This window comes from Streptomyces sp., from assembly GCF_036566765.1.
Taxonomy (GTDB): domain Bacteria; phylum Actinomycetota; class Actinomycetes; order Streptomycetales; family Streptomycetaceae; genus Streptomyces.
Genome location: NZ_DATCVQ010000617.1, coordinates 1 through 13,292, shown reverse-complemented (window position 1 = coordinate 13,292; position 13,292 = coordinate 1). Strand labels below are relative to the sequence as shown.

The 13,292-nt window shown below is 72.2% G+C and carries 11 protein-coding genes and 1 pseudogene; 7 read left to right on the top strand and 5 right to left on the bottom strand.

Annotated elements, in window-relative coordinates; all coding sequences use genetic code 11:
* Positions 1–82: 82 nt before the first annotated feature.
* Complete coding sequence (locus tag VIU94_RS36040) at positions 83–742, bottom strand: TetR/AcrR family transcriptional regulator (protein ID WP_331918315.1); 660 nt, start codon at positions 740–742, stop codon at positions 83–85.
* 102 nt (positions 743–844) lie between these two features.
* On the opposite strand from VIU94_RS36040, the gene abc-f reads away from it, so the two are divergent.
* Positions 845–2,455, top strand: a complete 1,611-nt coding sequence (gene abc-f, locus VIU94_RS36035; protein WP_331918313.1) for a ribosomal protection-like ABC-F family protein — start codon at positions 845–847, stop codon at positions 2,453–2,455.
* A gap of 33 nt (positions 2,456–2,488) precedes the next feature.
* Positions 2,489–3,148, top strand: coding sequence for a histidine phosphatase family protein (locus VIU94_RS36030; RefSeq protein ID WP_331918311.1), 660 nt, complete (start codon positions 2,489–2,491; stop codon positions 3,146–3,148).
* Positions 3,149–3,240: 92 nt separating this feature from the next.
* On the opposite strand, the gene VIU94_RS36025 is transcribed toward VIU94_RS36030, so the two are convergent.
* Together VIU94_RS36025 and VIU94_RS36020 are read right to left on the bottom strand one after the other, a co-directional pair.
* Positions 3,241–3,777 carry a DUF4240 domain-containing protein gene (locus VIU94_RS36025; protein ID WP_331918309.1) on the bottom strand — a complete coding sequence of 179 codons (537 nt, stop codon included), beginning with the start codon at positions 3,775–3,777 and terminating at the stop codon, positions 3,241–3,243.
* A 52-nt stretch (positions 3,778–3,829) separates the two neighbouring features.
* Positions 3,830–5,086, bottom strand: coding sequence for an IS110 family RNA-guided transposase (locus VIU94_RS36020; protein ID WP_331918307.1), 1,257 nt, complete (start codon positions 5,084–5,086; stop codon positions 3,830–3,832).
* Positions 5,087–5,667: 581 nt separating this feature from the next.
* On the opposite strand from VIU94_RS36020, the gene VIU94_RS36015 reads away from it, so the two are divergent.
* Positions 5,668–6,579: an ADP-ribosylglycohydrolase family protein gene (locus tag VIU94_RS36015; protein WP_331918305.1), complete on the top strand. Its 912-nt coding sequence runs from the start codon at positions 5,668–5,670 to the stop codon at positions 6,577–6,579.
* A 504-nt stretch (positions 6,580–7,083) separates the two neighbouring features.
* Positions 7,084–8,643, top strand: coding sequence for a DUF4153 domain-containing protein (locus VIU94_RS36010; RefSeq protein WP_331918303.1), 1,560 nt, complete (start codon positions 7,084–7,086; stop codon positions 8,641–8,643).
* 74 nt (positions 8,644–8,717) lie between these two features.
* Here VIU94_RS36010 and VIU94_RS36005 read toward each other — a convergent pair whose 3' ends face one another.
* Positions 8,718–10,265 carry an MFS transporter gene (locus tag VIU94_RS36005; RefSeq protein WP_331918301.1) on the bottom strand — a complete coding sequence of 516 codons (1,548 nt, stop codon included), beginning with the start codon at positions 10,263–10,265 and terminating at the stop codon, positions 8,718–8,720.
* A 132-nt stretch (positions 10,266–10,397) separates the two neighbouring features.
* Between VIU94_RS36005 and VIU94_RS36000 the strand changes: the two genes are divergently transcribed.
* From VIU94_RS36000 to VIU94_RS35990, 3 genes are all read left to right on the top strand, one after another.
* Positions 10,398–11,024 (top strand): TetR/AcrR family transcriptional regulator, encoded by a 627-nt coding sequence (locus tag VIU94_RS36000; RefSeq protein WP_331918299.1) that lies wholly within the window; start codon positions 10,398–10,400, stop codon positions 11,022–11,024.
* Between the two features lie 109 nt (positions 11,025–11,133).
* Entirely contained in the window at positions 11,134–11,844 is a 711-nt protein-coding gene (gene rnhB / locus VIU94_RS35995) for a ribonuclease HII (protein WP_331918297.1), read from the top strand.
* A gap of 205 nt (positions 11,845–12,049) precedes the next feature.
* Positions 12,050–12,682: a hypothetical protein gene (locus VIU94_RS35990; RefSeq protein ID WP_331918295.1), complete on the top strand. Its 633-nt coding sequence runs from the start codon at positions 12,050–12,052 to the stop codon at positions 12,680–12,682.
* Positions 12,683–12,882: 200 nt separating this feature from the next.
* On the opposite strand, the pseudogene VIU94_RS35985 reads toward VIU94_RS35990, so the two are convergent.
* Positions 12,883–13,292, bottom strand: a pseudogene (locus VIU94_RS35985) (hypothetical protein); the annotation flags it as partial.

Below are 13,292 nucleotides of genomic sequence, written 5' to 3'. Positions count from 1 at the left end.
GCGCGGCGTGGGGCGTGCGGTGCGCGGCGTGCGGTGTCGGCCCGGGCGTTGGCCCAGGCCGGGGCCCTTCCGGCGCGCGTGGTCAGTCGCCGGGGTGCGTCGCCGGGGTGGTGAACGCGCCCGCCTTGACCGCCGCCAGGGCCGCGGCGGCGGCCTGGTCCGCGAGGGCGGTGTCGACCGGCTCGCGGGTGATGAACAGGCGTAGGAAGAGCGGCGCGGAGACGGCTCGTACGACGGCCCCCGCGTCGGTGCCGGGCGGGGCCTCGCCGCGGTCGACCGCGCGCTCCACGACGGGCTCGCAGCGGCGGAAGCGCTCCGTGTAGAAGGCGTGCAGCGCCTCGGCGGCGCGTGGCGACTGGAAGGCGGCCCCGACGAACGCCGTGGGCGCGGCCGCGGCGGCCGGATCGGCGAACGACTCGCTCACCTCGCGCGCGAGCGCACGCAGATCGCCGGCCAGGCTGCCGGTGTCCGGCGGTGTCCAGTCGTCCTCGCCCGCCAGGTCCAGGGCGTCGGCGACCAGTCCTTCGAGGGTGCCCCAGCGGCGGTAGAGCGTCGTCTTGTGGACGCCGGAGTGCTCCGACACGTACTCGACCGTCAGCCCCGGGTAGCCGTGTTCGGCCAGGCCGGTGAGGACGGCATCGCGGACGGCGGCGCGGGTGCGGGCGGTACGGCCGCCGGGGCGGCGGCTGCCGGGCGCGGGCGCCGCGGAGGGGGTGGGCTGCTCGGCCGAGACGTCGTTCAATTGCTACTCCCGTTGCGTTAGTGGATCGAGTGTGCCACACTCTTCGTAATGCGACTCAGGTTGCATTTGCTTCATTCGCTGACCGGACCCCTGGAGGCGCCCTTGCCCACCCAGATCTCGCTCCACGACGTGACCGTGTCCCGCGGGGACCGGCTCCTGCTCGACCGGATCTCGCTCACCGTCCGCCCCGGTGAACGGATCGGGATCGTGGGGGAGAACGGGGCGGGCAAGTCCACCCTGCTGCGCATACTCGGCGGCCTTGAGGCGCCTGACGACGGCGACGTGGTCACGCTGACCGACGGCGGTCAGGGACTGCTTGCGCAGACTCCGCAGCTGCCCGGCGACCGCACCGTCGCCGACGCGATCGACGCGGCCCTGCACGAACTGCGCTCGATGGAACGGAGACTGCGCGCGCTCGAAGCGCGGCTCGGCACGGCGGACGACGGCGCGCTGGACGCGTACGGCGAACTGCTCACCGCCTACGAGCTGCGCGGCGGGTACGAGGCGGACGCCCGGGTCGACAAGGCCCTGCACGGCCTGGGTCTCGCCCACATCGGGCGGGAGCGGCCGCTCGGCAGCCTGTCGGGCGGCGAGCAAGCGAGACTCGGCATCGCCTGCACGCTCGCCGCGTCGCCCGAGGTGCTGCTGCTCGACGAGCCCACCAACCACCTGGACGAGCGCGCCCTCGACTGGCTGGAGGACGCCCTGCTCGCCCACCGGGGCACGGTCGTGGCCGTCTCCCACGACCGCGTCTTCCTGGAACGGGTCGCGACAGCGATCGTCGAGGTGGACGCCGACCGCCGCACGGTCGTCCGGTACGGCGACGGGTACGCGGGCTACCGCGCCGAGCGGGCGGCCGCCAGACGCCGCTGGGAGCAGGCGTACACGGAGTGGTGCGCCGAGTCCGCCCGCCTCGAGGAGTACGCCGCGACGACCGCGCACGGCGTCGCCGCCGGCCGCGGGCTCAAGGACAACAACAAGATGGCGTACGACCGCGCGGGCGGCCGCGTCCAGGCGTCCGTGTCCGGCAGGGTCCGCAACGCGCAGGAGCGGCTGCGCCGGCTCAGGGACGAGCCCGTTCCCCGACCGCCCCGACCGCTGGCCTTCGCGGCGCGCCCCGTCGCCGGGACCGCGCAGGGCGAGCTGGTGTCCCTGGCCGGGGTGCGGGTCGGGCAGCGGCTCGCGGTCGACGAGCTGACCGTCGGCGCGGGCGAGAAGGTCCTGATCCACGGGGGCAACGGGGCGGGGAAGTCCACGCTGCTCTCGGTGCTGGCCGGGCTGCGCGCCCCCGACGTGGGAGAGGTCCGGCGGCGGGGCAGGATCGGCTATCTCGCCCAGGAGATACCCGTCGACCGGCCGGCGGAGGGCGTCCTCGCGGCCTTCAGCCGGGGGCTCGCCGTCACCGAGGAGGAGGGGTCCGAGCTGCTGCTGTCTTACGGACTGCTCCGCCCGGCCGACCTGCACGTCCCGGTCGGATCGCTCTCGGCGGGACAGCGCCGCCGGCTGGCCCTGGCCCGGCTGCTGGCCAGGCCCGCCGACCTGCTGCTGCTCGACGAGCCCGCCAACCACCTGGCCCTCGGTCTCGTCGAGGAGCTGGAACAGGCCCTGGAGCACTGGACCGGCGCGCTGGTCGTCGTCTCCCACGACCGTCGGCTGCGGAGCCGATTCACCGGCCGGATTCGCCGGATGGACTCCGGCCACCTGGCCGACTGAGCCCGGCCGCGGCGGGCGAACTAGGGTCGAGGCATGGCACGACCGCGGCGCATCGTCCTCGTACGGCACGGAGAGTCGGAGGGGAACGTCGATGACACGGTGTACGAGCGCGAACCCGACCACGCGCTCGCCCTCACCGCGACCGGTTGGCGCCAGGCGGAGGAGACGGGGGAGCGGCTGCGGGAGCTCTTCGGCGACGAGACGGTCAGCGTCTACGTCTCGCCGTACCGCCGCACCCACCAGACCTTCCGGGCGTTCCGGCTCGACCCCGCGCGCGTCCGGGTGCGCGAGGAGCCGAGGCTGCGGGAGCAGGACTGGGGGAACTGGCAGGAGCGCGAGGACGTGCGCCTGCAGAAGGCGTACCGCGACGCGTACGGGCACTTCTTCTACCGGTTCGCCCAGGGGGAGTCCGGGGCCGACGTGTACGACCGGGTCGGGTCGTTCCTGGAGAGCCTCTACCGCAGCTTCGAGGCCCCCGACCATCCGACGAACGTCCTTCTGGTCACCCACGGGCTCACCATGCGGCTGTTCTGCATGCGCTGGTTCCACTGGACGGTCGCCGAGTTCGAGTCGCTGTCCAACCCGGGCAACGGCGAGACGCGCATACTGCAGCTCGGGGAGGACGGGCGGTACACCCTTGACCGGCCGTTCGAACGCTGGCGGACCCCGGAACCGTACGGCGGCACCGGATAGACACCTCATGGTGCTAACTCGTCAAGCCACAGGCTGCGGTATTCGAACAGCGATCACTCATAGCGCTTCTTGATGAGCGGATCCGCCGCGACTCACTCCAGGTAGAGAGCAGCAAGACGCGGCAGGCGGCGAGCCATCTCGTCTGGGTCCGAGAAGTCGAAGTTCCAGGAAGGGTCCAGCTGCGGGTAGCGGATGGTGGGTGCGCCCGCGGGAAGCTGATCGCCGGTCGCCGTGATGTGCGCGTTCCAGGCGATGCCCAGCATGTCCTCACCCTCCAGGTCGACGCCGTCGGCCGCGGCGGCTAGAACGATGGGCAGTTCCGCGAGGGCATCAGGTTCAGCGACTGCGCGCTCGAAGACATCACGACCCTGAGCGATCAGCCAGCCGCGGAAGTAGTCGAAGCCGTCGTCAGAGCATCCACCGTTGGCTATGTAGGCAGCGGCCCACAGAGGGTTGGTGTAGGACTCAACCATCAGGTCCCACAACACCTGCTCAGCGGCGACGATCTCCTCGACCGGCCGGTCGGCCAGCAGCGAGGTCACCTCGCGAGCGACCGCTTCGCCGTCGTGCGGGGCGATCACCCGGTCACGGGCCGCCGCGATGAGCTCCCAGAACTGCTCCTTGTTCATGGTGGCAGAGCATGCCACCTGGTACTGACAGAGCAGTTCTCGACGGTGGAGATCACGCTGCGGCCTTCTCTGCCTCCAGCGCTGGGGCCGGAAAGGCGATCAGTTCATCGAAGAGCGTGTGCTCCTGGAGGCAGCAGTAGAGCTGGCCGAGCATCCGGTTGAAGAGGTTGCGCAAGGCGGCCGCGTGCCAGTCTCCTTGAACGTCGCGTCGGCGCCGGTAGTGGGCCTTGGCTCCGGGTGATCCGTTGGGGGCTGCGAAGGCCCACAGATAGCCGGCATGGTTGAGCCGGTCGTTCTTCACCCTCCGCCGGATGATGGACGACTTCTTCCCGGAGGCTCTGGTGATCGGTGAGGCGCCGGCGTAAGCCTTCAGGCCGCGGGCGTCGGCGAAGCGGCTTCGGTCGTCGCCGATCTCGGCCAGCACCCGGGCGCCGAGCTGGACGCCGAGGCCGGGGAAGCTGAGGATGACTTGAGCGTCCGGGTGCTGAGGGAAAGCCTCTTCCACCGCCTTCGCAAGGTCGTCGGCGGCCGTGCAGGCGGCCTCCAGCTGAATCAGGAGGGCGAGCATCTGCTTGCCGAGCGCGTCCTCGACCATCGGCGGCTGGTGGGCCCACTCGGCGCGGAAGACCTCGCGTAGCCGTTCGGCTTCGGCCTCGATGCCGCGCTTGCGGCCGGCTCGCTTCAGCGCGGCCTGGATCTGCGGGCGGCTCAGCCGCGCGGCCTGGGAGGGCGTGGGGGCGAGCCTGAGTAGTTCGCGTGCTTCGGGACGGCAGAGGCCGTTCTGCCAGGTGGCGAAGGCCTCCAGGGCGGACGGGTAGTACTCGCGCAGGAGGGACCGGAGCTGGTTGGAGTTCTGCTGCCGGTTCCAGGTGGCATCCTGCTGAGCTCTCGCCAGGACGGCGATGGCGCGGGCCAGGTCGCTGTCCTGCGGCAGGGGCCGGTGGGCGTGCATGTCGGTGCGGAGGATGTTCGCCAGGACGAGGGCGTCGCCGGGGTCGGACTTCTTGCGGGAGACGGAGTGGCGGTCGCGGTAGCGGGCGGCGGCCATCGGGTTGATCGCGAAGACTTGTCGCTTGCCGGTCCGCAGGACGGCGACGAGCAGGCCCCGGGAGGTCTCGATCGCGATTGGGATCGGGGCTTTTTCCGTGTCGCCGTACTCGGCGAGCAGGTCCAGCAGCAGCTTGTAGCCGGCAGCGTCGTCGGTGATGCGGCGCTTGGCGAGTAGTTCGCCGGTGTCGTCGACGAGAGCGACGTCGTGGTGGCGTTCGGCCCAGTCGATTCCGCAGTAGATCAAGTTGTCCCTCCCCATAGCGCGGGTGTTTGCGCAGGTCACGAGCGCATGCGGGCCACGCAGCGACCTAATTCCAGGACTCAGCCGCCAGGGCTGGTCCGACACCTCATCAGCCGTGTTCGTGGCACCAGCTCACCTCACGGGCCTCGGTCTACTCGGGAGCTCGTACCGGCTCGGGTGTATCAAGAGGTCACCGTGCGGAGGGCTCGCACCACCAACACCAACGAGTGATCAAGCCGACGGTTGTTGACGGGGTGAGGGTCGATCGCCGCCGCTCTGGTAGGAGGCGTCGAGGCCCGGCCCCTTATGGGCGTCCGATCACCCTCGCGAGCCCGTCAACTTCCGCCTCGGTGGTGGCGGCCGCGAGGACATCGAGCGCCGCCGTTCTCTGGGTAGGTCTCTCATGGACCAAGTCGCGTGAAGACATCCGCTCGACACCCACGTGACCGCCACCACCACGAGCACCAGGACCTGCACCGGTCTATCCGGAGGCTTCATCAGCCGGAGTGGCAACAGATGTCACGGCCCTGCGCGAACAGACTCAGCGGGCCACCTGGGTGGTGCTGGATCCGGTGGCAACGAATTAGAGTGGCAGGGCGATGACCGCTGACTCCTCTCCCGACCGGCGCTTCGAACGCGCCCTCGCCAGCCTGCGCGGCCTGGCGGTGGGGGACGCCCTGGGCTCCCAGTTCTTCGTCCCCGCGAACTACCCCCTGCTGAAGCGCCGTGAGCTGCCGGGCGGTCCCTGGCAGTGGACCGACGACACCGAGATGGCGTGCTCCGTGCTCGCCGTGCTCGCCGCGCACGAACGGATCGACCAGGACGCGCTCGCCCGCTCCTTCGCCGACCACCACGACTTCGACCGCGGCTACGGACCCGCCGTCAACCGGATGCTCCGGCTGATCCGCGAGGGCGGCGACTGGCGGGAGCTGGCGTCCGCGCTCTTCAACGGCCAGGGATCCTGGGGCAACGGCGCGGCCATGCGGATCGCGCCGCTCGGCGCCTGGTACGCGGACGACCCGGAGCAGGCCACGCACCAGGCCGAGATCTCCGCGTACACCACGCACCAGCACCGCGAGGCCGTGGTCGGCGCGATGGCGGTCGCGGCCGCGGCGGCGCTCGCTGCCGACCCGGCCGGTCCGCCGACCCCCGCCGCACTGCTCGACGGGGTCGTCGCACTCGTCCCGCGCAGCGCGGTCGGCGCGGGGCTGCGCCGGGCGCGCGACATGCTCGACTACGACGACGCGGGCACGGTCGCCGCGGTCCTCGGCAGCGGGCGGCGCACCACCGCGCACGACACGGTGCCGTTCGCACTGTGGTCGGCGGCCCGGGCGCTGAGCGACTACGAGCGCGTCTTCTGGACCACCGCCCAGGTCGGCGGCGACGTCGACACCACCTGCGCCATCGCGGGCGGGGTCGTCGCGGCCGGCGTCCAGGGCGCACCCCCGGCCGAGTGGCTGCAGCAGACCGAGGAACTCCCCGCCTGGCTCCCGGCCGGCGCACGCGCCTGAACGCGCTGGGCCCCGTAAGGGCTCGGCATCTGTCACGGTCCTGCCACAGCGTGCCGCGACCGGAGCCAGAATCCCGCCCCGGCGCTAGCCTGGCGGCCACTGCGCGCCGCTGATCATGAACAGCGCGCGCCGACGAGACCCCGGACCACAGCCCGCACTCACGGCCCGGCTGTGCCCGGGTCGGGAGGGGGTCCCGTGTCCGACACACCGTCCATACCACCGCCGTCCGAGGAGCCGCAGCCGCCGGCCCCGGCGGACACACCACCGGCGGCGTCGGCGCCGCCTGGGGAGGGCGAGCGGGGGGCTGAGCAGACGGCGGCGGCCGCCACGTCCGCGGGCCCGCTACAGAAGACGCAGCAGGCGCAGCGAGCCCCACAGCCCCAACAGCCCCAGCAAGCTCCACAGCCCCAACCGGCCCAGCAGCCGCCTCCGCCCGGATCCCGGGGGCCGGCCGGTGGACCCGCCTATCATCCGTGGGGTCCGCCCGGGCCGAGGGTGCCGCCGATGGAGAGCCCGCTCGCCAAGCTGCGTCCCCCGGCACCCGGGCGGGCGAGTCTGCCGACGCTCTGGGCGATCCTCGCGACCGCCCTGCTCAGCGCCCTTCTGCTCGGCGGTGGCCTCGGGCTCAACCTGCTCATCGTCGCCGTCCCGGCCGTCCTCGCCGCCGGATTCGCCGCCCGCGCCGCGGGCCGCCGGCTGCGTCCGTGGACGCTGGTCTGGGCGGTCGGCGGTCTCGCCCTGCTCGCCGTTCCCGCGCTGCTCGACGCCGGCTGGCCGACCTTCCTCGCGATCGTCTCCGCCCTCGCTCTCACCGCCTTCGCGCTGCACGGCGGCCGCGGCTGGCCGAGCGTCCTGCTCAGCCCGTTCGGTCTGGTCCACTCCCTCGGCACCGGAACCGCCTGGACCTGGCAGGGCCTGCGCGAACGCGCCGAGGGCTCGCGCGGCCGCTGGGGCCCGGTGCTGCGTACCGCCCTCGTCGCCGTCGTCCTCCTGGTCGTCTTCGGCGCGCTGTTCGCCGGCGCCGACGCGGCCTTCGCCGATCTGCTCGGCTCGCTCATGCCGGACATCTCGCTGGCCCAGGCCCCGTGGCGGCTCTCCCTCTTCCTGCTCGGCCTCTTCGGCGCGATCGCCGTCGCCCGCACCGGCGCGGCGCCACTGCGCTGGGACCGCATGGAGTTCCAGCAGGGCCGGGCACGCGGCCGGATGGAGTGGGCCCTCCCGCTCGTCGTCCTCAACCTGCTGTTCGCGGCCTTCAACGCCGTCCAACTGACCGTGCTCTTCGGCGGGTACGACAAGGTCCTCAAGGAGACCGGGCTCACCTACAGCGCGTACGCGCGGCAGGGCTTCTGGCAGCTGCTGACCGCCACCCTGCTGACGCTCGTGGTCATCGGCCTGGCGCTGCGCTGGGCCCCGCGCTCCGACGCCCGCGACCGGACCCTGGTCCGTACCGTGCTCGGCGCGCTGTGCGTCCTGACCCTCGTCGTGGTCGCGTCCGCGCTGCGCAGGATGGAGCTGTACGTCGACGCCTACGGGCTGACCCGGCTGCGGATCTCGGTCGAGGCGATGGAGATCTGGCTGGGCGTCGTCATTCTGCTGATCATGGCCGCCGGGGTGTTCGGGGCCAAGCTGCTGCCCCGCGCCGTCGCCGTGAGCGCCGCGGCCGCCGTGCTCGGCTTCGGCCTGATCTCGCCGGACGCGATCATCGCGAAGAGCAACGTCGACCGCTACGAGCGCCTCGGCAAGATCGACCTCGACTATCTGGACGGCCTGTCGGCCGACGCCGTACCCGCCCTGGACCGGCTGCCCGAGCCGATGCGGTCCTGCGTGCTGGTCGGCATCGACCGCGAACTCCGCTCCGCCGACGACGCCTGGTACGCGACGAGTTGGAGCCGGAGCCGCGCCCGGGACATCCTGGCCGACCGCAAGGTCGAAGCCGACCCCAGGACGTGCGGGTCGCAGGACCGCGACGTCATGGACGACGACTACGACCCGTACGTCGAAGGCGACGACCCCTACGGCCCCGACGACCCCTACGACGCCGACGACCCCTACGGAACCCCCTGACGGACCGCGCGACGGGCAGCCGTCCGGTCCGTCCCTCCCCTCGTGGAGACGGACCGGACGCGCCACGCCGTCCGCTACGCGACCGGCCCCGCCGCCTTGCCGCTCAGCGCCTCCAGGTCGCTCTTGCGCACCCGGATCACCACCAGCGCGGTGGCCAGCGCGAGCAGCACCATCCCGACGGCCGCGGTGAACGACGTCGAGATGCCCGTCGTCAGCACCTCATGGCCCCAGGGTGCGGGCAGTTCCTTCGTCGCGGCGAAGTCCGCCTTCTGCTGCGGGGTCGCCGTGGCCAGGAAGTCCTGCGCCTGCTTCGTGCCCTCCTCGCGGCTCGCCGTGCCGAAGACCGTGACGAGGATGGACAGGCCGAGCGAACCGCCCACCTGCTGCGTCGCGTTGAGCAGGCCGGAGGCCGCTCCCGCCTCGTGCTGCGCCACCCCGGAGACCGCGGTCAGGGTGAGCGTCACGAAGTTCAGACCCATGCCGAAGCCGAACATCACCATCGGACCGAGGACGCCGCCGACGTACGAGCTGTCCGGGGTGATGAACGTCAGCCAGAACAGGCCCGCGCCGGTGGTCGCCGATCCCGTGACCATGAACGGCTTCGGGCCGAGGACCGGCAGGAACCGCTGCGAGAGCCCCGCGCCGGTGACGATCGCGACCGTCACCGGAAGGAACGCGAGGCCCGAACGGATCGGGCTGAACCCCAGTACGTTCTGAACGAACAGGACGATGAAGAAGAACATCCCGAACATGGCCGCGGCCAGGCTCAGCATGATCACGTACGTCCCCGAGCGGTTGCGGTCGGCGAACATGCGCAGCGGGGTGATGGGCTCGCGGGCCCGCGACTCGACGATCGCGAAGGCGGCGAGCAGCACCACGGCCGCGGCGAAGGACCCGATGGTGAGCGAGTCGCGCCAGCCCTCCTCGGACGCGCGGATGAATCCGTACACCAGTGAGGCCATGCCGAGCGTCGAGGTCAGCGCGCCCGCGATGTCGAACCGGCCCGGGTGACGCTCGGATTCGTTGATGTACCGCGGGGTGAGGAAGGCGATCAGCACGCCGATCGGCACGTTCACGAAGAGGACCCAGCGCCAGTCCAGCCACTCGGTCAGCATGCCGCCGGTCAGCAGACCGATCGCGCCGCCGCCGGCCGAGACCGCGGCGAAGACGCCGAACGCCCGGTTCCGCTCCGGCCCTTCGGGGAACGTCGTGGTGATCAGCGCCAGCGAGGTCGGCGACGCGATCGCGCCGCCGACGCCCTGCAGAGCACGGGCGGCCAGCAAGTGCCAGGGCTCCTGGGCGAATCCGCCGAGCAGCGAGGCGAAGGTGAACAGCAGGATTCCGGCCATGAAGACGCGGCGACGGCCCAGGATGTCGCCGGCCCGGCCGCCGAGCAGCAGCAACCCGCCGAAGGTCAGGGTGTAGGCGCTGAGCACCCACGAAAGGTCGGTGGTCGAGAAGGACAGCGCATCCTGGATGTGCGGGAGTGCGATGTTCACAATCGTCGCGTCCAGCACGACCATGAGCTGACAGGCGGCGATGACGGCGAGGGCGACGCCGGGGCGCCCTGTGCGACGGGCCGCGCCCGGCTTGACCGGTGCGTCCACTGGAGAGGTTGTCACTATGGATCCCCCATGGAAGATGTAGTGAACGCAACCGTTCACTGTCGTCAAGGTAGTGAGTCCCCATCAGTGAACGCAACCGTTCACTGATCGCTGCCGATCATTCGTAACGTCCTCAACGGAGAGAAACTGATGGGTACTTCGCGCACGGCGACCGCCGCTCGGTCGCCCGAGGCGGCGACGCGACGCCGCGGTCCGGTACTGGAACAGGCGATTCTGGAGGCCGCCCTCGACCAGCTCGGCGTCGTCGGCTGGAAGGGGCTGACGATGGAGGGGGTGGCCGCCGGGGCGCAGACCGGCAAGGCCGCGGTGTACCGGCGCTGGCCGTCCAAGATCGATCTGGTCGTGGACGCGCTCCGGGCCGGGCTGCCGACCCTCGACGCGGCGGCGGATCTCGGCAGTGTGCGTGAGGACCTCTTCCAGTTGTGCCAACGGGTCCGCGAGGCGATGTTCTCCAAGCCCGGGATCGCCCTGCGGACCGTGCTTCACGAATGCGACAACGTGGCCGCCGAGCGCTTCCACGGGCTGATCGTCAGCGGCGTGATCGAACCCTCGACCAGGCTCTTCCGGGAGGTCGTGCGCCGCGGGATCCGGCGCGGCGACGTGCGGGCCGACGCGCTGGGCGATCTGGTCTTCGACGTCATCCCGGCGATGATGATGTACCGCACGAAGGTGTGCGCGAGTGAATGGAGCGATGCCGACATCGCCGAGATGATCGATCAGGTGATGGTGCCCCTGCTGCGGCCCGGAAAGCCCTGAGGGGCGGGCGGGACCGGGGTCGGCGGCCGACCTCTTCCGGGGCGTCGGGGCGCGCGATCGGAATCCGGGTTCCATGCGCGGCGTGCATCGGCGTAACCTGTCTGGCGCCATGCCCTATGAACCACCCACCCACAGCGTCGAGCGTTCGCTCCGAGCCACCACCGGCGCCAAGATCATTGCCGGGGTCGACGAGGTCGGACGCGGGGCGTGGGCCGGTCCCGTCACGGTGTGCGCGGCCGTCACCGGGCTGCGCCGCCCGCCCCTCGGGCTCACCGACTCCAAGCTGATCGCCCCCAAGCGCCGCGGCGAGCTCGCCCTGGAGCTGGAGAAGTGGGTGACCGCGTACGCGCTGGGCGACGCGTCCCCCGAGGAGATCGACGAGCTCGGCATGACCGCGGCGCTCCGCCTTGCCGCGGTGCGCGCGCTGGAGGGCCTGCCGGTACGGCCCGACGCGGTGATCCTCGACGGCAAGCACGACTACCTGGGCACCCCGTGGCAGGTCCGCACGGTCATCAAGGGCGACCAGAGCTGTGTCGCCGTGGCCGCCGCCTCGGTGATAGCCAAGGTGCGGCGCGACGCGATGATGGCCGAGCTGGAGACGGCGGCGGGGGACTACTCCGCCTACGGGTTCGGCGCGAACGCGGGGTACCCCTCGCCGGTGCACCGGGCGGCGCTGGAGGAGCGGGGGCCCACTCCGTACCACCGGCTGTCCTGGTCGTATCTCGACGCCCTGCCCCGGTGGCGGCACCTCAAGAAGGTGCGACTCTCCGCCGAGGCGGCCGCACTGGAGAGCGGGGGCCAGCTCGGCTTCGACTTCTGACCGCCCCGCTGCCCGCCCGGCCGGCAGGTTCGGGCCTTGCAGGGTCAAGCCCGCAGGTTCTGGCCCGCAGTTCAGCCCGAGGGTTCTGGCCCGCAGGTTCTGGCCTGCAGTTTCAGCCCGCAGGTTCCGGCCCGCACGTGCAGCCCCGCAGGATTGTGCCCACCCGCCTATGCCCCTCGACGGGGCATTTGATAGACATCCACCCATGCCTCTCATCCCCGAGGAGCCTCAGATTCACGAGAGTGCCCAGGGTCCCCGCGCCGCTTCGGCCGCCGGGCGTCCCGCGCCGACCCCTCGTCCCGTACCCGGTCCGCGTTCCGCGGCCACGCCGCGTCCGGGGCACCCCGGCCCCGGTCCGGCCCGGCCCACGCCGCCGGCGCAGCGCCCGCACCCCGGTGCCGGGCAGTCCCCGTCGTCCCGCCCGGAGAATCGTTCCGAGCAGCGGACCGGCCCGCAGATCCAGCTGATCCCCGCCCCCGCGGACGGCGCGCTCGACGCCGCCGAGGAGGCCGTGGACCTGCTGCTCGAGTCCGGCCGCGCACCCGGCGACGTCCTCGTCCTCACCACTGGTGAGCAGCACCCCTGGACGGCGCACGAGCTGTCCTTCGGGGAGGCCGCCTACTGGGCCCAGGAGGCGGCCGGCGACGACGTGTTCTTCGCCCACGCCTCCACCGTCGAGCGGGCCGCGACCCGGCCCGTCGTGGTCGTTGCGGTCAACGGCGGCGCGGACGACGTCACCGCGCGCGCCCTGCCGCTGGCCCTGCAGCGGGCGGGCGTACTGCTGATCGTCTGCGGCGACCCGCAGCGCATCAACGCCGTGCTCGGCGCGGGCGTCTGACCCCGGTCCCGTCCGCGCCTTCGGCGGCCACGGACGGAGGCCGTTCCGAGCGGTCCTGACCCGGCTGCCCCTCGCGGGCGGCCGGGCCGTGGCATGCCGGGGCGCGGGGGCCGGCCGTACGGGCATGGCCGTCCCGGGCATCTACGCAGGCCCGGCAGCCGGCCCTGGCATGCCCGGGCGTCTGCGCAGACGGGTGCAGCTCAGCGGGCCGCCGTGCGCCGGAGCGGTTCCGCCGCTCCACCGGCCGTACGTGGCGAGACGGAGCCGAACTCCGCCGAGACTTCCCCGAGCGGCGTCGGACGCGAGCCGGAACCGGGGTGTCTGCCCCCGCGGCCCTCGCCGAGCACCTGCCAGCCGCCCCGCGTCAGCGTGATGTACGCGCCGCAGCGCAGCCCGTGCAGCGTGCAGGCGTCGCGCAGCCCCCACATCCAGGCGCCGTCCTCCTCCGTCCAGCGCTCGTCGCCCTCGCGGCAGTAGAGCAGCACGGCGGTACGGACCGGGGCGCGCCGGCGCAGGTCGTGCGGGATCACCCTGCGCAGGTGCGCCAGCAGCGCGTTGCGGAACTCCCAGCCGTCCGCCGGGGAGGAGCGGCGGGTGAACGAGGCGCTGG